The following is an 18,053-nucleotide window of genomic DNA, read 5'->3' as shown; positions in this document are numbered from 1 at the left end:
GGTGGCAGCGGGTAGTCGCGCTTGCGCGGCCCTTCGAAGATATTGCCCCCCTCGATCTTCTGGCCCTGGATATTGCCCGCCTTCCCCGACGTTCCGGCAATGCGTTCGAATTTGTCGTAAAACGGCTCGAGGTCATCGTACGTCACCCCCCAGTCCTGCACCTGCAACCCCTCGACGAATTTACCCTTACCGTACTTTTCAACCGTATGCGAGTACGTCACGAAGTCGGTCGGCAGGAAACGCCACGTCATGCCATTCCAGTGCGCGCCCGCACCGCCCACACCCCAGCCAAACTGATAAGTGTTCAAGTCGCGCAAAGGGAGCGCTTCCTGATCCGGGCGGTTACGAAACGTCATCGTCTCCACGCTCAATGGCTGCAACAATTCACGACGCCGCGCAAAACGCAGTTCATCGGTGTCGATGCTGGTCGGAAAATCGGTACTGGTGTCACGCCACGAACCGCGCTCGATGGCCACGACGTTCAATCCTGCTTCCGTCAACTCGTTCGCCATCAGCGAACCGGCCCATCCTAGGCCAACGATGACGGCATCCACTTTTGGCCGCTTTTGCGCCATATTGGATACTCCTTGCTCTGTATTGTGAAGACCTGTCGTTATGAATCGATGATGCCGTTCACAACGTTTTTAGCTACAAATGCCTGGTCTTTAAGTCGTCTGGGTGGGCTTGCGAATAAAACTGACCGGTTTGATGTCCAGTTTCTGCCCTGGCTTGTCGATGTAGTCGCGAAAATCGTATTGCGCGCCAGGAAAACCCAGCATTTTCCAGCCAGCCATGTTCTTGTTGCCACCGTAGATCGGGTCTGAAAAATAGCCTTCGCGCACGTTCCAGAGCACCAGATTAAAGAACTGTTTTGCATTGACACCGGACATGGGCAGCGTGCCAGCCTCCCATTGACCAATCATCATGTCCTGTTCGGCCGGGGTCAGCGCAACGAAAGGCTTGCCACTCTTGGCTTTGACCGCGGAATCGAAAGCGGCCAAACCAGCGCGCCACCGTGCAGCAGGACCTTCCTTGAACTGGGGGCCGGCCTGCGGAAGACCTTGCTTGAGCGGACCATCCAGATAAAGATAGCTCCCTTTCCCGTAAGCGCCCGCCAATTGCGCATCGATAAAAACCGCGCAGCCTGCCTCCTTGCCGCCAATGCTCAGCTCATCCGCTGGAATGATTCGGTCCGACAGCGCCGCCACCAGCTCCGCTTCTCCGGCGGTGAAAAACTTCCAGCCGTCGGCCACAACCGGCTGAGGGGCCGCCGACGCCTTCCCGGTCCAAGGCATCCCGCCCCAGATCACCTTCGCTTTTGCTACGGTCACACTGCCTATCAGCAGCGCGATCGATACGAGAAATCCGCGTCTGCGCATATCTACCCTCTGGATGCTTGTGAATTGCATTGTCAGCCCATACCCGGCTCATCTTGATACTAGTCCTGTCACGCGGCAGTTGCGTGATGCCTTATGGAACGATGGTATGTAGCAGCTGACGGTCCGGGGCCCATCATACAAAGCTCTCGGTCATTGCATGAGAAGCTGTATTACATATTCATTACGAAATAGATATCGTCAGCTATCGATGAATAATTGCAAAATTCACAATAATAGATGGCCTATGAAAAAACTCATAATGAACTAGCTAGTTAGTACATTTGATGCATAAAGATTTTTTTTCATTACGCTTTCAAATTTTCTACGATGAAAGGAAGAACAAAATCAGGAATCGCGGGCGCGACAATATGCCACAGCAGCAAAATATCATCGACCTCATCGTAAGGGTTTTCAAAATACGATGAATATCGGTAAAACGCGCGGAGAAGTTTCCCGCTACGGCGAGGCGTGGAATCTGATGCGTTTAATCCGGCATCGAGTGCGAAGACGAGGACGATGTATCGAGTGGAGAAAGCGTGTCGGCAATCAGCGAACGACCGGCCTGCGTGAGTCGCGCGGTGCCGCGACCGTTATCTTGGAGAGACCAAACGACAAGATCGGCATCGCCCAGCGCCGATAGTAGACGGCGCAACGTGCTCATCGGCAACCCGCTGCGCTTGCTGACCCGAGCAAGTGACAGACCACCGTCGGCGGAGGGGTCTGCAAGCGTCGCCAGCAGGCGTGCCAGCTGTGCTTCCGGCGAGGTGTCGTCAGCGGCGCGCATCAGACGACAACGGTATCTCGCACCGAGCCAGGCGACGTCGCATGTAATACCGTGACTTTTTCCATCAGCACCGGGATGGATTTCGACGTTGGCGTGCGAGCGCCATCGGCAAAACTGTCCAACGGCACCAACGGGTTCGTCTCGGGGTAGTAACCGGCGATGCAGCCAGCCGGAATGTCATACTCGACAAGCAGGAAATCGTCCGCGCGACGCGTGACGCCATCGTCCCAGACGCTGACCAGATTGATGCGTTCACCGTCCTTGAAGCCGAGACGGTCGAGATCCGCCTTGCACGCAAAAATCACGCGCCGCTGGCCAAACACGCCACGGTAGCGATCGTCCATCCCGTAGATCGTCGTGTTGTATTGGTCATGCGAGCGCGTGGTCATCAGCGTCAGCAGTCGATCTCCGAAACGGGCCTTGGCGCGATGAATAGGGGAATCCGTCGGTATCGCATGGACCTTGAACTCGGCTTTGCCGGACGCCGTCTTCCAGACCCGGTCACGCGAGGCAACCCCAAGATGGAAGCCGCCCGGTTTTGCAACACGTGCGTTGTAATCCTTGAATGCATCGAACACCGATTCGATCGCATCGCGAATCCTGGCGTAATCGTCGATGTACCAGAGATACGGGATCGCACTCTGCGGCAGCGTTGCCGCCGCCATCCGTCCGACAATCGCGATCTCGGACAGCAAATCCGGGGAGGCTGGCTTGTTGATCCCGTATGAGATATGAACCATGCTCATCGAATCCTCGACGGTCACGCCCTGCGCGACACCGGCCTGCATGTCGATTTCGGTGCGACCGAGGGTTGGCAAGATCAGCGCATCGCGACCATGCACCAAATGGCTCCGATTTAATTTGGTCGTGATCTGCACGGTCAGGTCGCAGTTTTCCAGTGCTTGCGCCACGCGCGGTGTGTCTGGCGAGGCCATCAGGAAATTGCCACCCAGGGCGACAAACACCTTTACCTGCTTATCCAGCATTGCCTGAATGGTTCCCACCACGTCCAGCCCGTGCGTGCGCGGAACCTTGAAGCCGAACACTTTTTCCATCCGATCAAGCATTGCTGCCGGCGGGCGCTCGTCAATGCCGACGGTACGGTCGCCCTGCACGTTCGAATGTCCGCGCACGGGACAGAGCCCCGCGCCGAGGCGACCGATATTGCCCCGTAACAACATCAGGTTCGTCAGCATCTGAATTGTACCGACGGCGTACTTGTGCTGCGTCAGGCCCATGCCCCAGGTCGAGATCACGGCGCGCCCCTTGATGTAGACCTCGGCCAACCGCACGATCTGGTCGTATGGCACACCGGACTCAGCGACGATCAGATCCCAGCGTTCGGCCCGACTATCGGCGGCCAGCGCCTCGAACCCCAGCGTATGCTCGGTGAGGAAGTCGACGTCGACAATGCGCTCGGCACCGCTGGCGATGGCGGCGTCATCGCGTTCGATGACATGCTTGATCAGGCCCTTGATCAGCGCGAGGTCGCCACCCAGCGAGGGTTGAATAAACATCGAACTGATCGGCGTTCCCGTCGTCGAGAGCATGTCATGAACATGCTGCGGGCTGGCAAAACGCTCCAAGCCCCGCTCACGCAACGGATTGATCGACACAATGGTGGCACCACGCTTAGCGCATTCGCGCAACTCCCCCATCATCCGTGGGTGGTTCGTCGCCGGGTTCTGACCGAAAATGAGAAGCGTGTCGCACGCATCAAAGTCGTCCAGCGTCACGGTGCCCTTGCCGATGCCCACCGCGGGCGGCAACCCTTTGCTGGTAGGTTCGTGACACATGTTCGAGCAGTCCGGGAAATTGTTCGTGCCATACTCCCGGACAAACAGCTGGAACAGGAAAGCAGCCTCGTTACTGGCCCGGCCGGATGTATAAAACGATGCTTGGTCGGGATGAGGCAGCGCACGCAGATGCGCGCCAACAAGCGCGAAAGCATCGTCCCATGCAATCGGCTTGTATTTATCGCTGGTCGCGTCGTAGATCATCGGCTCGGTCAGGCGCCCATGCTGCTCAAGTTCGTAATCGGTTTGCGCCAGCAAGCTGGTCACGGTGTGATCGGCAAAAAACTGCCGCGTGACGCGTTTCGACGTCGCTTCGGCAGCCACCGCCTTCACCCCGTTCTCGCAGAATTCGAACGTGGACGCGTGATTACGATCCGGCCAGGCGCAGCCCGGACAATCGAAACCATCCGGTTGATTCTGCGCTAGCAGGGTACGCATGCTCTTACTGACAATCTTTTCCTTGAATATGTTGATTGCCACGTATTTCAGTGCGCCCCAGCCGCCGGCCGGATTGTTGTAGGTTTCGATCTTCGGGTCTGCCATGTGCCGCTCCGCTGCTTTATGTGTGCGTTCCAAGCATATGCCTGCGACATTTTGTCGGCATGTACAGGCCAAACGAGAATAAAAGGATACAGTTTTTAGAGCACAGTGACATATCAATCGCTCCGGGGTCGCAATCCGGTTAATGCGGTGCGTAATCGGCCCACGGGACGGTGAATACGCGTGCGCGCTTTCACATGCGGCGCACGAACGGGTTACGATAGGGGTTTTCCACCACGCGGTCACTTCCACCGCACCGCGAACCGTCCATCCGCCCTATGAATATTCTCGTAACCGGCGCCAGCGCCGGATTTGGTGAAGCGATTGCCCGCCGCCTGATCCAGGAAGGTCACACCGTCATTGCCACCGGCCGCCGTCAGGCGCGTCTCGACGCGCTGGCCGCCGAGTTGGGCAGCCAGTTGATTCCGCGCACGCTCGACGTGACGAAGCGCGACGACGTGCACGCCACGTTTGCCTGGATTGCCGAGAAAGTCGGTGCGTTGGATGCCGTGATCAATAACGCCGGGCTGGCATTGGGTTTGGAAACGGCGGACAAGGCAGATCTGGATGACTGGGAGACGATGATCGATACGAACATCAAAGGCCTGGTCTACTGCTCGCACGCCGCCTTGCCGGCCATGGTCGAACGCAATGCCGGCTGGATCATCAATATCGGCTCCACGGCCGGGATCTATCCTTACCCGGGCGGAAACGTCTACGGCGCGACGAAGGCGTTCGTGCATCAGTTCACGTTGAACCTGCGCTCGGATCTGGTTGGTAAGAATGTGCGGGTGTCATCAATCGAGCCTGGTCTGGTGGGTGGCACCGAGTTCTCGAACACCCGGTTCAAGGGCGACGACAGCAAGGCCGCTGCGGTTTATCAAGATACGGTACCGCTCAATGCGGAAGACATCGCGAACACGGTGAGCTGGCTGCTGTCGCTGCCGGAACACGTTAACATCAATGCGATAGAAATGATGCCGACCTGCCAGGGCCCGGGGCCCCTGAAGGTGCAACGCTCGCAATAAGCGGGGTATAAGGCGTGGAACGCGAAGGGGGCAATGCCCGCTGCGCTATCGCACGGCCATGGGAGTGGCGATGGATCGCGGCGCGCTAAGCGGGCGCCTCAATCCGGGTACGTAAGATATAGCCGAGTCCCCGCAAGGTCGATATCTCGGCACCACTGCCAGCGATTTGTTTACGCAAGCGATGGATATAGATATCAATGGCGTCGGCGCTCGCGTCATCGTCGACACCATAGACACTTTGCATCAAGGCCGTCTTCGACACCGTCTTGCCCTGCCGTAGCATCAACGCCTCCAGTATCGCATGTTCACGTCGGCGCAAGACAAGGGGTGCGTCACCGCAACGGAACTCGCGCGCCTCGGTAAGGTAATGCAAATCGCCACAGCGCAACCGGCCTGATCGGTCATCCAGGCGACGACGCACCAACGCTTTGATCCGGGCCACCAGTTCCCGAGCGTCAAAGGGCTTGACCACATAGTCGTCAGCCCCTAAACCGAAACAATCCACCTTATCCTCGATCGACCCGTGCGCCGTCAGCATCATGACCGGCACGTTATCGCCGTGACGCCTCAAGCGGCTTAAAACATGTTTTCCGCTGATGCCAGGCAAGCGCATGTCGAGCAGCACCACGTCATAGCCATGCGCTTTTAACAACGTCTCCGCACCCTCGCCGTTGGCCGCGCAATCGACGGCGAATTGCTCCTCGTGCAATAAATTGACGAGCCAACGCGATAACTCGACATTGTCTTCCACCAGCAGCAGCTTCATATCGATCCCCTTTCTTCCGACGCAGGCCACGCAGGCAAACGCACGGTCACGCATAAGCCTGTGGCATTGGCGCCATTCGAGTGTGCCACCGCTGCACCATGCGCCATCGCCGGCACACTGGTATAAAGCGGCATGGTAAGCGCCACAGAACCGTGGTGGGCCTGCACGATCTGTTGGACGATTGACAGTCCCAGGCCCGAGCCGTCACTGTCTACTTCGCCATGCACGCGATAGAATCGCTCGAAGACGTGCGCCCTCGCTTCCGCCGGAATGCCGGGACCGTTATCGGTGACCGACAAAACAACTTCACGAACGGGGTTGCCGAACGCGTCGCCATTACCCGGATGCACTGCATATCGGCACGACACCGTGACTTGCCCACCAACACGGCCCGGCTTTGCATCGCTGCCATGCGTGCCGACCTCGGCATGCGTACCGTCCTCGGCCAGACACAACGCGGCGCCCGATCTTGCCCTGTTGCGTGCCCAATGCGCCGCCGTGTAGCGAATCGCGTTGTCCACGAGATTCAAGATCATGGCGTTAAGCAGGCCGGCGTTGCCCGCCACCGGCATCGGCACTGGGGTACCGTCCGAATCCCGCCGCCCTGGGATGCTGGTATCCCACTCAGCGCCCAGATCGATTGCGTGACGCTCCGCGGTGACAACCATCTCGGCAAGAACGTCACCGATGACTTCCGCGAGATCCACTCGAGATGTCAATGGATGGCGCGTGGCAGCCTCCGCCTGCGCCAACATCAATAACTGGTTTGTCATCGAGGCCATCCGCTTACTCGTCCGCTGTATTCCCGCAAGCGCTTCTTGCCATCCAGGCGACCCCGCACCCACCTGTTGCAGGTATTGCAATTGCGTGTCGAGTACCGTCAATGGCGTACGCATCTGGTGCGCGGCATCGGCGATGAATTGCCTCTGCGTGCTGGCCTGTTGCTTCAAACGGGCAATGCTCTGGTTTATCGTGTCCACGATAGGCCGCAGCTCGGCAGGCAAATGTGCCGTGCGAAGCGGTACCAATGCGGTGGGATCGCGGTTGGCAACATCATCACGCAGACGGATCAGCGGCTTCAGTTCGATGGTGAGGCCAACCGGAACGAGCAGCAATGCCAGGCAGGCAAGCAATACCTGGCGCCACAATTGCGGATGCCATAAGTCCTGCACCATGCCCGCCTCGGACGCCCGGGTTTTTGCGACAACGACCGTGACACGATCAGTACGTCCCGCGTCGTACACCAGGCGATCATAGGCGACCGCCCGTAGCGAAAGTCCGTTATACATGGCGTCGAAGTAACGGGGGGGACCACCACCATCGTCATGGTCTGGCGATTCTCCCGCGTCACGCGGACTGTTCGCGGCGACGTTTTTTTTATTAGTCGATCCGCCGATTGAGGCAAGGTCGGCACCCAGGGGTGGTGGAGACCGCATGGATAATTCGGGATATTCCGCGGGAGCGGTTACTCCCGCAGCACGCATAGGTAAATCCGGTGTGCCTGCCAGCAATCGTTGCCGGGCACCGGTATCGGTCAAGGCCACCTCGGGCGAGCCTTCGATCGGCTGCGCCGTCACCCGGTAATAAATGTGGTCTTGATACGGGGATTCAAAGAGTTCGAGCGCGGCTGGCGGGATAGGCGCGGACAACGCGCCTTCATGCCAATACACCGCCTCTACGATAACGCGCGCAGCGTCCAGCAACGTATCGTCTTCAAGCAGTCCGGCGGTACGGCGTGCCGAACTGTATGAGAGCGCGGCGGATATCAGCAAGAAGCTTAACAGCGGCAGCAGCAACCATCCGAACAACCGCGCACGCAAACTGGACAACATCGCCTAAGCGCTCCTTCTCATCCCGGGCGCCGTTGGCGCGGTATCACACGGCCGCAGGCCGCCACTTCAACAACCGCCGCTCAAGCGCGGTGATCAGGTAATCCGTCGCCAAGGCCACCACGGCCAGCACGATCATCGCGGCAAACACCCCGCTGGAGTTAAAAGCGCCCTGCGCCGTCGAGATCAACAGCCCAATGCCCTGTTTCGATCCCAAAAACTCCCCGACCACGGCGCCGACCAACGCAAAACCGAAACTGACGTGCAAGCTCGCAAGGATCCACGACAACGCCGACGGAATCACGACCGCCGTTGTCAGTTGCCGCCGCGATGCACCGAGGATCTGTGCATTCGCGATCATATACCGATCTGCTTCCCGAACGCCCTGGAACGCGTTGCCGAAAACAACAAAGAACACCATGACCACCGCCAGCGCCACTTTCGACGCCATCCCCAGACCGAGGGCGATCACGAAAACGGAACCCAGCACTACTCGCGGAATAGAGTTGGCCACCTTGATGTAGACACTGAAGACATCCGACAATAATTTATTGCGCCCCAACACCACACCACAGATCACCCCGCCCACGGCACCTATCAAAAAGCCCAGCACCGTCTCCTCCAGGGTAACCCAGACCTGCACCAACAAAGGCCCCTGCGAAGTGCCGTTCTGGAACCAATCGACAATCTGTTCAAAGATCAACGAGGGCATGGAGAAAAAGAACGGGTCGATCCAATTCATCCGTCCGCATAACTCCCAGCCCCCAAGCCAGACGACCAGGACGAGGAGGCGCAAGAAGATGATCAATGCATGCCGTTGCTGGCGTCGCCGACGCGCATCGCGTTCGGCGTCATTCGCGGACGGCGTAGTCTCGTTAAGTGAAAAAGCGGCTTCGTGTGCGGCCATGTTGGCGCTCCGGAATAGAAAAATCGTCAATACAGATATAGCGTGAGCATGCAAACCAGACCCGTCCAAAAGGATCAGGCGATATGCACTTCCTCCCTCAGATCACGCCAGATATCGCGTGAAATATCGATGAACCGCTGTTCATATCGAATCTCGGATGTAACACGCGGACGCGGCAAATCTATCTCATAAATGCGCTTCAATGTTGCTGGCCGCGCCGTTAAGACAAGGACTCGATCGGCCAGCGCGATAGCTTCCTCCAGATCGTGCGTGACGAACACCACACACCCCGCGCTTGCCGACCACAATTGCAGCAGTTCATCCTGCATCAACGTCCGCGTCTGCATGTCGAGCGCAGAAAACGGCTCATCCATCAACAGGATTTCCGGCTTGTTGATGAAGGTTTGCGCAAGCGCCACCCGTTTGCGCATTCCGCCGGACAACTGGTGCGGATAGTGTTTCTCGAACTTGTCAAGACCCACCTTATGCAACCAAATCCTCGCCTCTTCATAAGCCGTTGCTTTAGAGCGACCCCGAAACATCGGGCCAGCCGCAACGTTATCGATGACGTTGCGCCACGGGAACACCGCGTCAGCCTGAAAAACGAAACCAATACGCGGATCGATACCATTGACCGGTTGCCCCATCACCCGAACCTTTCCAGAAGTCGGGTTCAGCAAGCCGGTGATCATCCCGAGCGTTGTCGACTTGCCGCAGCCTGTCGGGCCGACGATCGCCACAAACTCGCCTTGCGCGACAGACATACTGAAATCGCGCAATGCAACGGTGGCCTTGCCATCGGGGGAGATGAATTGGCACGACACGGACTCGAACTCGATGGCCGACGTGCGCGAAGCGAGAGGTTGGTTCATTTGCGAAGCCCAGGACAATGCCTGCCATGCTTGGACGATGCGTGCGGCAGGCTGGATAACGGCATTGGATTGTCGACATTACCGGGGAGCCGGTATTGAAAACCGATCAAGCAACGGTGTGCATGCCGATCAGATCACTTGATTTTTACCGCGTCGACATAAGCATTTGTGTAGGTGCGCGACAGGTCGATATGTTTGCCTTTCACGGAGGGACTGAAAGCCGCCAGAACCTTCAGCACCGTGGCGGGACCATCGGCTGGCATCTTGCCGTCGGGGGAAAACATGGGCAGCGTTCCCTTCAAGGCGCTCACGTACAAAGCCTTGTTCTTCTGATAATCGGCGGGCATCTTGGCCGCGATTTCTTCCGCGCTATGCGTCTGGATAAACTGCAACGTGCGCACGAAAGCACGCGCCAGTTTCGTCGCCTGCTCCTTATGTTCTTTCAACCAGGAAGCCTGAACATAGAGACTCGATCCCGGATAGGTGCCGCCGAGCGCCGCTTTCGTGCTCTCGACAGTACGCATGTCAACGAGTACCTTTGCTTCTCCGGTTGCAAGTAGCGCGGAAATGGTTGGCTCGGTCGTCATGCCGGCATCAATGCGCTTTTGCTTGATCGCCGCGATAAAGCTGGCATCGGCACCTACTGACAGCATCGTGTATTGAGACGAGGTGATCCCGTGTTGACCAGCAAGATATTGCGTCAGAAAACTCGTCGAGGAACCCAGGCCGGTTACGCCCAGGGTCTTGCCTTTGACGTCCGCCATGGACTTGATGGTCTCCGACGCTTTGGTCGATACAAGTTCAGCCTCCCCCGGCACCTGACCGAAAACAACGATCGCAGTGACTTCCTTGCCCTTGGATTGCAAATCGATAGCGTGATCGTAGAAGCCGACGACAGCATGGACAGCGCCTGCAAGCAGTTCGTTTTCCGCATCAACACCGGCCGGCTGTGACAGCAATTCGACGTCCAGCCCTTCGTCCTTGAAGTAACCCAATTCCTGCGTCAATCGCGCAGGCAAGTAAATGAGCTTGGTAATACCGCCGACCATGATGGTCACTTTGCCACTGTCCGCCGCCTGCGCTGATGGCACCGTCATGCCAAGCACGCAGCACATTGTGACACCGACGGCGCCCAAGACCGAACGAATCCCGCGATTGCCAACTCGCATGTGATGTCTCCGCTTTTTTTTGGATCATGCCGTTCTGCGATCCCTTCCGTGCCGTTACGCCGTATTGCTTACCCAATCAGCAGGTAATGTCGGCATGGCAGTCTGAGACAACATCGACGAGATGCATTGTAGGGGGACGAATCCTTCCCCATGCTTTCATCGCGGCAACACAAAAGCGGAAATCGATACGGGTATTCCTGATGCGGGTTACCACGGACCAGCAACGATGGCCAGCCATCCGTGAATGTCGTGTTGTTAAACCTACAATATGGACCGTTCAGCGACGTCAGAATTTTGCACCAGCGCGTAAAATTCCGATCCGGCACGCCACCGGTTGCTTTCTTCGAACCGAAGAGAGCCCGCATATCGAGAGCAGCGTTCCTGCACTTCCAATGCCATCCGATTATCGATCGCCACCCATTGTGCTTCGGTTCTTACACCAAACTGGTGCCTGAGCTTCCTTCTGACGTCAGATCCCGATGGCAAATTTCTTTCATTCATCGAGGCAAGAAATGGGTTGACGAAAAACAGGGCAATAGCAAGCTCCTCGGCTAATTTGTCTGATATCTCCGTCACGATTCCATCGTATTCTTCCGCCAGTTCTCTGATTTCGCTTTTCAACGAATGCGCGGGCAGGCTCATCAACAACGACTCAAGCATGACCGGCCATGCGGCTTTGTCGGTGGCATACATGAGATTGATAGGCCATAAGTTGCATACCGCGAAAGAACTCAACCCGACATAACAAGCGACACTGATATCAATCGACGCAAGCGTGTCAGATAACGATTGAGGCGGTAGTGTTATCGCGAGCTGTACCTCCCTCAATGCCTTGCAAAACGCTCGTTCCTCGAAAGTGCCACTATGGTCCGGTATCTCGGCTGATGCAAATTGATGCGGGGAGAGAGCCGCCCAGCTCAATGAAAAATCTCGAAGCAGGGCCGGCTTCTGCGCATCGATTTGGATGGCCTGAATGCTCGCCAATGTATTTAAAAACGACGTAACCGTGACCGCACCGGCTTTTACTTTTTCGATTGCCGCGATGGCCTGAAAGCTCCGTTGAAACGTCAATGGCAACAAAGACGAGACATGTTTGTTTGTAAATACCAGATTGAGTATTGCCCGGGCAGGAAGAACATTCGCGACCATCAAGATAAGGTCGTCTGGCAATCTTCGAAAATTATACGAATATTCCGGAAAATGACCAGCATCTCCAGACGCTGTCTCTGGATTGCCGCCACAGATTGATTCTGGAAGAATAGATCTCAATGCATTATTGCGAATTTCCATTTTATCTTTTCCTCAAAGTTTGTATAGCGAACAGAGTAGGTAACCGATATCTTGCCTCTGTATTTTCGGTGTACGAGTCGTTGTGGAACAGTACGAAACTGCGCTTTTCGCCGCCAATGCTCTATATCTCAATGGCACACGTTACGGCAACGTTCCAGCAACCAGCCGCCCCTGACGCTGGTTAGTACGATGTAACCGAAATGTAGAGTGACCCTTGATCGACGGGGCTTCAAAATCAAGAATCAGATTTTGAGACGATGCCCGCATTTTGCACCCGTGTCAGAAATACTTCGCCATCTCGCCACCGGCTGCACTCTTCCTTTAGAAACCAAAGGTCGACATGCCCGTAGCGCGCAGATAATTCCAACACCATGCGATCCTCGATCGCGTTCCACTGCGCTTCGGTTCTCCGGCCGAATTGGCGTTCCATCCTTAACTGCACATCCTGCCTTCCCGGTTTTCCTATGGTATGCAAAAAAGTATGAAATGAACTGACGAAAAACAGCTTAACCACTGCCTCGGTGGCCAATCGATCAGATATCTCGGTTCCCGGCGCATAATCTTTCTCAGTAAATCTCTCGATTTCCCTGCTAAGCGCTTGCGCTGGCACATCCAGCAGCAGTGAGTCAAGTATCATTGGCCACTGATCTATATTAGTTATACTTAATAACTCTGTAGGCCATATCCGACAATGTTCGAAAGTTTTGACACCAACATAATTGGCGACAATCAAATCGACAATAAAAGCGTTTCAGACATTGACTGCGGGGGATATGTTATTGCACACTCTTCCGTTCGGAGCGTATTAAAGAATAATTTTTCCTTGAAGGCGTCGTGAAGATCGGATAAACCCATTCCAATGAGTAAATCCCGAGGGAGCGCCGCCCAGCTCACGGCAAATTTCCGAAGCAACACCGGTTTTTGCGCATTTACCGAGACAGCCTGTATGTCATCCAGTGCTTCAAAAAAAGACATACCTGTGATCGAGCCGACCCTGACTTTCTCTACTGCCGCTACTGCCTGAAAGCTCGCCGGAAAAGTAAGTAATAACACTGATGAGAAACGCTTGCTTGTTAATGCAAGGCTAACAAGCGCATGAGCAGGGAGTACATTGACAATCGCGACAATAAGATCGATGGGCAGCCTTGAAAAACTATCCGCATACGTGCCGGGAAGAACGATATGTTCGGATTCTACAATTGCATCGCCACCGCAAAATGACGCAACATGATGACAAACCGCTTCGTTACCTCGAATTTCCATCTCAGATTTCTCTCAAAGTTTAACCAATGAGCGAACTGAGTAACTTTAATAATGCATACGTTTTTCAGATTACGAATCGCAGTACTAAAATACGAATCGTTTTTATATCAAATATTGGGTATTAGCCAGCCATACATTGGCCCGCGCGGCACACACGCAACAGGAAGAAATGTGCAGCGCAACAATATGCTTACGGCAAAACAGGCCAGGCCGGAAATAAGGTGATCACGCTGCTCACGGATCTGCTATCGGCTTTAGCCGTCAAACGCTGGTAGCACCATTTTTCGCCAACGTCAGAAAGCCCACGTCTTCACGCCACCGGCGACATTCTTCCTGAAAAGCAGCACTTTCGGTGAGTGGATAGCGGTTTCGCAGTTCTGTCGCTATCCGTTCATCAATCGCATCCCACTGCGCCTCAGTACTTACGTTAAAGCGCTTATGCATCAATGCCAGAACTTCTGGCCCAGTCCGCTTCACTATGAACGGCTGCGTGGCCAGCGCGTCACTGACGAAAAACTGCGCGACCGCTACTTCTCCCGCGAGTCGGCTGGATATCTCGACAACTGGACCATCATACCCCTCGGCAAAGCACGCGATGACGTTTTTGAGTGCATGTGCAGGAACGTCGTCTAGCCACGATTCCAGCATTGCCGGCCAAAACGCCTTGTTAGATAACAGCAACAATTCGACGGGCCCCGTTTTGGAGACTTGGAGCGATTTCAGCATGACATATCCGGCAACTTGCAAGTCAACCAAGGCAAGTGCATCGGACACTGATTTTGGAGGCAACGGTATCTGTTCTTTTTGCGCCTCGAGCGCACGCTCAAAAATGAGAGTATCTGATTCATCGGAATCGGAGTTGGGACTGATACCGCGATTTACGGGATCTACGCGATCTACCGTTAGGTTCGAATATGCCAATGCAACGTCTCTAAGCAAGGCAGGTTTTTGCGCCTCGATGCTGACCGCGTCAAGGCTGCTCATCGCCTGACGCCAGGTATTTAAAGAGACGATATCGGTGCGAATCTTGTCAATATTTTCGATAGCCTGGAAACTCGTATGAAACACCGGGAGCAACAAGGCGTGCAAGTACTTGTTTGTTAGTCCAAGATTGAAAATTGCACGCGCGGGAAGAACATTGGCGGCGGCGAGGATAAGCTCATCAGGTAATTTCCGCAACGCATTCTGATCGTCATTCATCATGCAAACCGGCAACGTCTCGCTAGATGCGGCGTCGCCACTAATCGACATATCTGTGGGATACCCTGCTGTACCAGGTGAAATGTTCATGAGCATTTTTCCGTATAAATGTGTTCGCATTTACCTTGGTAACCTTTTGACCAACGAGGTTCCGCCGCAGCCATGCAACAGTGGAAAGGTTACTGCCTACATTCACATGAAAACACTTTGTCGACGACGCATGCAGCCGCCGCACAATGCATTGTTAATTCCATGCACCGAGGAAATCCCAACGAATGCCAACGACGCAACCTATGGTCGGGATATCAGGTAATCGTCAGGAACCGCCACGATAGGTAATCACCACCTTTGCGTCCGTACTTCACAGGTGAACAATCGTTCATTCCGGATCAGCAAACGCGTCAATGCGCCCATTCGATGAATCTATCATCGGCACCTGCTATTCCGTAGGAGATAACGAATCTATTTTCCAAAGATAAGAAATATCAACAAGACCTATTTGCTTCGTTTCGCACTACACGTCATCGCAACCAATCAGAACCCCATTAGCAGGCGGGTTACTCAATTTTCTCGTATGTCAGCGAAGTAACGTAGCGAGGAGGTGTAGACACCATTTCATTCAATGTACTTTATTAATTTAGGTAAATATTAAGTACTATTTACTGAAATTAGTAAAATACAAAAAACTTCATAACACATATCAGGGAGACGCCGCGATGTATGTATTTACCAATGCCCTAAGCAACATATCACCCTATTTCTATTCGTCGGATAGCAACGACAAGGCCACGTCACCCCACGCACAGGATGCGACCAACCACAGTGATAGCGCGATCCAGACGTTGCCGCGCGAGCTTGTTCTCCAGTCCGTCACCTCGCTTACTGCCAGTTCGATCGTTAACCTCGGCTTAACCTGCAAACATTTCCATACCCTTTTGCAGCCAACGCATAAATCATGCTTCGAGTCGCTCATAAAGATCGAACGTACTCGGTTCGGGTCCCCCCCGGATGTCCTGTTCGCGCAGGCATTCGAAAGCATCATGGCGGTACCCATGACAAAACTGCATCCGGGGCTGTTTCGCGATTTAACGGAGACGACTGCCAATATTGCGATATGGTGCTACTACGACCATAGCCTCAATGGCCTCAAGCAAGCCGTTGCTACGGCTATAGCGCAAATGAAACTCCCCCCCGAATCCTTATTTGACGCGCTTGCCTTGATGGACCTTGTGGTAGTACGGTGGCAAACAACAGCGAAACTAGGATCTGAGACGGACCATCACGACGCGATACTGAAACAAACAAACGAGGCGTTCTGGCCGGAAATGCTGGAGTCGTTGATGGCCAGCAAGTCTCCCATAATGGTGGATACAGCCGCGCAATTATTCGTGCAACGTTATCAAGGAACGATGGAATCGATCTCCGCCGGGCTGGCTTCACGCGTGGCCGTTGCGCTGTTTTTCCATCATCCGGACAATGTGAAACCTACAGGTGAGTGGGTGCGAGAAACGATGTGTCGCCGTTTCGGCGTCACGAACGAAACACAGTGGAACCTTATCGATTTGCGTATTGCAGGCGAGATTTATGTCTACCTCGGGCCCAAGCCTGGACTGGCATTCGACGAGCTATGTGAGCGGTGGCGTCCGGGTGATACCGCTTTCGTTATCCTGGCGGAAAAGCAATCGATTGCTCGCAATGGCTCTCGCGTCGACTTCGGGGACAGGCCAATGGTGACGCCCGCGACAACGGTGACGCCCACGATTTGGACAAAGTGCAAGGCAGCCCTCGATTTCTGGAACGGGCAATGATGGCGTTTATTGCTTACGTCGCTTGATGCGTTGCTCAGCCACATCAATGTCAGCAGAATCTCGAATGGCGCTTATCCCTGCTGGTCCCGGTTGCGAGAGCCCAACCGCATTTTCAGCGTGTCGTTAGTTCTTCCGTAATCGCAAGAAAGCGTTCGACGTCGTCCGGCGAATGACAGTGCAGTGGTGAGATCCGCACCGCGCCTGCCAGATTGAAGGACTTCAGCATACGGCCGGAGTATAGACTCGAGGCAATCCGCTCGTAGACGATCACGCCGCGCTTCTCGTACTCTCGAACCGCATCGGTCGGACTCAGATTCACGAAACCGATACCCAGGATCAGGTCACGCTTCGTAAGATCGGCGTAATCCCAGAATACCTCCACGCCATCGAGTCGCCTCAAACCGCGCCGCCCATCGTGACCATCAAGCAACGCTGCCAGGAGCGCGCGCTCATGCAGCTCGATGCGCGTCATCCCTTCCACGAAAAGCGCGCGGTGCGTATCGGCATTGCTGAACTGACGGCCAATCCACGTCACGTACTCGACGATTTCGGTCACGACCGCGAACTGCGCGGGCGCCGGACTACCGAGTTCCCACACGCCTTCCTGCTTTGCATCAAGGCGGTGATGCGGCAGCGCGGCCACACGCGGTGACAGCCACGAGATACCGGAGCCGCGACATCCGAAGAACTTGTAGGGCGCGAAATTGATGCCGTCGACCGGCGTCTTCTGCAGGTCGATAACACCGTGTGGTGCGTGCTGGACCGCATCCACGATGATGAAGAGCCCAGGCTTCTTCTTACGCGCCCGCTCGACGAGCGTCGCAATGTCGAACTTGGCGCCGGAAATATTCGACGCGTACATGACGCTGAGCAACGCCGTGTCCGCATCGATCAACGACAGAATGGCCTCCACGTCCACCCCGCCCGTCTCCGGATTACTGGGCGCGACCCGCAACGACTTACCCGTGCGTTGCGCGTAGTAGGTCATCGCGTCGAAAGAAGACGGATGTTCGAGAATCGTGGTAACAGCGTTGGTGCCCGGCACGTTCTCCATGATCGCGCGGACCATGTCGAACATCGCGCCCGACGCGGTCAACGATGGGTAGATGCTGCCGTCCTTCGCGTTGAGGATCGTGCGGATGTCAGCCTCGCCGCGCGCCTGAACGTCCTGAAGATGGCGTGCGCGCGCATGAATGCGCTCCGGGCAATCGGGCAGCGCATCGATCCGCGCGAACGCGTCGACGGCTGCCTTAAGGCGGAACGAACCACCTGCGTTGTCGAAGAAAAGTCGCTCGCGCCCGTCGATGTCGTGGTCGACGTGGTGGAAACGCATCTTTATCTCGCGCATCAACAACGTGGAAAAGAACTCACCTTGGCTACTGCTCATCTGATTGCTCCTGATCTTTCTGCGCAATGTTTATC

Annotated in this window: 14 protein-coding genes and 2 pseudogenes; 2 read left to right on the top strand and 14 right to left on the bottom strand. The window is 55.4% G+C overall.

Annotated elements, in window-relative coordinates; translation table 11 throughout:
- The 4 genes and pseudogenes from WM40_RS15915 to WM40_RS15900 all read right to left on the bottom strand — a co-directional run.
- Window positions 1-575, bottom strand: a pseudogene (locus WM40_RS15915) (GMC family oxidoreductase); the annotation flags it as partial.
- A gap of 90 nt (window positions 576-665) precedes the next feature.
- On the bottom strand, window positions 666-1,379 hold the full coding sequence (locus tag WM40_RS15910) for a gluconate 2-dehydrogenase subunit 3 family protein (RefSeq protein WP_046153331.1): 714 nt from the start codon (window positions 1,377-1,379) through the stop codon (window positions 666-668).
- Window positions 1,380-1,863: 484 nt separating this feature from the next.
- Entirely contained in the window at window positions 1,864-2,163 is a 300-nt protein-coding gene (locus WM40_RS15905) for a helix-turn-helix domain-containing protein (RefSeq protein ID WP_024905118.1), read from the bottom strand.
- Window positions 2,163-4,502: an FdhF/YdeP family oxidoreductase gene (locus WM40_RS15900; protein WP_024905117.1), complete on the bottom strand. Its 2,340-nt coding sequence runs from the start codon at window positions 4,500-4,502 to the stop codon at window positions 2,163-2,165. Before WM40_RS15900 ends, WM40_RS15905 begins: the two co-directional genes overlap by 1 nt.
- 275 nt (window positions 4,503-4,777) lie before the next feature.
- On the opposite strand from WM40_RS15900, the gene WM40_RS15895 reads away from it, so the two are divergent.
- Entirely contained in the window at window positions 4,778-5,527 is a 750-nt protein-coding gene (locus WM40_RS15895) for an SDR family NAD(P)-dependent oxidoreductase (protein WP_024905116.1), read from the top strand.
- Between the two features lie 85 nt (window positions 5,528-5,612).
- Here the strand turns inward: WM40_RS15895 and WM40_RS15890 are convergent, their stop codons facing one another.
- The 9 genes and pseudogenes from WM40_RS15890 to WM40_RS15850 form a co-directional block, all read right to left on the bottom strand.
- A complete protein-coding gene (locus WM40_RS15890; RefSeq protein ID WP_024905115.1) occupies window positions 5,613-6,293 on the bottom strand; it encodes a response regulator in 681 nt (226 codons plus the stop codon).
- Window positions 6,290-8,125: a sensor histidine kinase gene (locus WM40_RS15885; protein WP_046153330.1), complete on the bottom strand. Its 1,836-nt coding sequence runs from the start codon at window positions 8,123-8,125 to the stop codon at window positions 6,290-6,292. The genes WM40_RS15890 and WM40_RS15885 overlap by 4 nt, the downstream gene beginning before the upstream one ends.
- A gap of 43 nt (window positions 8,126-8,168) precedes the next feature.
- The gene (locus tag WM40_RS15880) at window positions 8,169-9,029 is read right to left on the bottom strand and encodes an ABC transporter permease (RefSeq protein ID WP_024905113.1); all 861 of its coding nucleotides are present in this window, start codon (window positions 9,027-9,029) and stop codon (window positions 8,169-8,171) included.
- Between the two features lie 74 nt (window positions 9,030-9,103).
- The gene (locus WM40_RS15875) at window positions 9,104-9,901 is read right to left on the bottom strand and encodes an ABC transporter ATP-binding protein (RefSeq protein WP_046153329.1); all 798 of its coding nucleotides are present in this window, start codon (window positions 9,899-9,901) and stop codon (window positions 9,104-9,106) included.
- 134 nt (window positions 9,902-10,035) lie between these two features.
- Window positions 10,036-10,983: pseudogene (locus tag WM40_RS15870) on the bottom strand (ABC transporter substrate-binding protein); the annotation flags it as partial.
- Window positions 10,984-11,331: 348 nt separating this feature from the next.
- The gene (locus WM40_RS15865; protein WP_157685823.1) at window positions 11,332-12,360 is read right to left on the bottom strand and encodes an F-box protein; all 1,029 of its coding nucleotides are present in this window, start codon (window positions 12,358-12,360) and stop codon (window positions 11,332-11,334) included.
- Between the two features lie 235 nt (window positions 12,361-12,595).
- On the bottom strand, window positions 12,596-12,997 hold the full coding sequence (locus tag WM40_RS15860) for a hypothetical protein (RefSeq protein WP_157685822.1): 402 nt from the start codon (window positions 12,995-12,997) through the stop codon (window positions 12,596-12,598).
- A gap of 92 nt (window positions 12,998-13,089) precedes the next feature.
- Window positions 13,090-13,623, bottom strand: a complete 534-nt coding sequence (locus tag WM40_RS30190) for an F-box protein (RefSeq protein ID WP_157685821.1) — start codon at window positions 13,621-13,623, stop codon at window positions 13,090-13,092.
- Between the two features lie 261 nt (window positions 13,624-13,884).
- A complete protein-coding gene (locus WM40_RS15850) occupies window positions 13,885-14,913 on the bottom strand; it encodes an F-box protein (RefSeq protein ID WP_157685820.1) in 1,029 nt (342 codons plus the stop codon).
- Window positions 14,914-15,539: 626 nt separating this feature from the next.
- Here WM40_RS15850 and WM40_RS15840 point away from each other — a divergent pair.
- On the top strand, window positions 15,540-16,631 hold the full coding sequence (locus WM40_RS15840) for an F-box protein (protein WP_046153323.1): 1,092 nt from the start codon (window positions 15,540-15,542) through the stop codon (window positions 16,629-16,631).
- 112 nt (window positions 16,632-16,743) lie between these two features.
- On the opposite strand, the gene WM40_RS15835 is transcribed toward WM40_RS15840, so the two are convergent.
- Window positions 16,744-18,018 (bottom strand): aminotransferase class V-fold PLP-dependent enzyme, encoded by a 1,275-nt coding sequence (locus tag WM40_RS15835; protein WP_024905104.1) that lies wholly within the window; start codon window positions 18,016-18,018, stop codon window positions 16,744-16,746.
- Window positions 18,019-18,053 lie beyond the last annotated feature (35 nt).

The organism is Robbsia andropogonis (assembly GCF_000970345.1).
GTDB lineage: Bacteria > Pseudomonadota > Gammaproteobacteria > Burkholderiales > Burkholderiaceae > Robbsia > Robbsia andropogonis.
The sequence above is the reverse complement of the archived record's forward strand: the minus strand, read 5'-3'. Positions and strand labels throughout refer to the sequence as shown.

Coding starts and splice junctions, on each gene's coding strand:
- WM40_RS15910 (WP_046153331.1), bottom strand. CDS start 1,379: ATGCGCAGACGCGGATTTCTCGTATCGATCGCGCTGCTGATAGGCAGT.
- WM40_RS15905 (WP_024905118.1), bottom strand. CDS start 2,163: ATGCGCGCCGCTGACGACACCTCGCCGGAAGCACAGCTGGCACGCCTG.
- WM40_RS15900 (WP_024905117.1), bottom strand. CDS start 4,502: ATGGCAGACCCGAAGATCGAAACCTACAACAATCCGGCCGGCGGCTGG.
- WM40_RS15895 (WP_024905116.1), top strand. CDS start 4,778: ATGAATATTCTCGTAACCGGCGCCAGCGCCGGATTTGGTGAAGCGATT.
- WM40_RS15890 (WP_024905115.1), bottom strand. CDS start 6,293: ATGAAGCTGCTGCTGGTGGAAGACAATGTCGAGTTATCGCGTTGGCTC.
- WM40_RS15885 (WP_046153330.1), bottom strand. CDS start 8,125: ATGTTGTCCAGTTTGCGTGCGCGGTTGTTCGGATGGTTGCTGCTGCCG.
- WM40_RS15880 (WP_024905113.1), bottom strand. CDS start 9,029: ATGGCCGCACACGAAGCCGCTTTTTCACTTAACGAGACTACGCCGTCC.
- WM40_RS15875 (WP_046153329.1), bottom strand. CDS start 9,901: ATGAACCAACCTCTCGCTTCGCGCACGTCGGCCATCGAGTTCGAGTCC.
- WM40_RS15865 (WP_157685823.1), bottom strand. CDS start 12,360: ATGGAAATTCGCAATAATGCATTGAGATCTATTCTTCCAGAATCAATC.
- WM40_RS15860 (WP_157685822.1), bottom strand. CDS start 12,997: ATGATACTTGACTCACTGCTGCTGGATGTGCCAGCGCAAGCGCTTAGC.
- WM40_RS30190 (WP_157685821.1), bottom strand. CDS start 13,623: ATGGAAATTCGAGGTAACGAAGCGGTTTGTCATCATGTTGCGTCATTT.
- WM40_RS15850 (WP_157685820.1), bottom strand. CDS start 14,913: ATGAACATTTCACCTGGTACAGCAGGGTATCCCACAGATATGTCGATT.
- WM40_RS15840 (WP_046153323.1), top strand. CDS start 15,540: ATGTATGTATTTACCAATGCCCTAAGCAACATATCACCCTATTTCTAT.
- WM40_RS15835 (WP_024905104.1), bottom strand. CDS start 18,018: ATGAGCAGTAGCCAAGGTGAGTTCTTTTCCACGTTGTTGATGCGCGAG.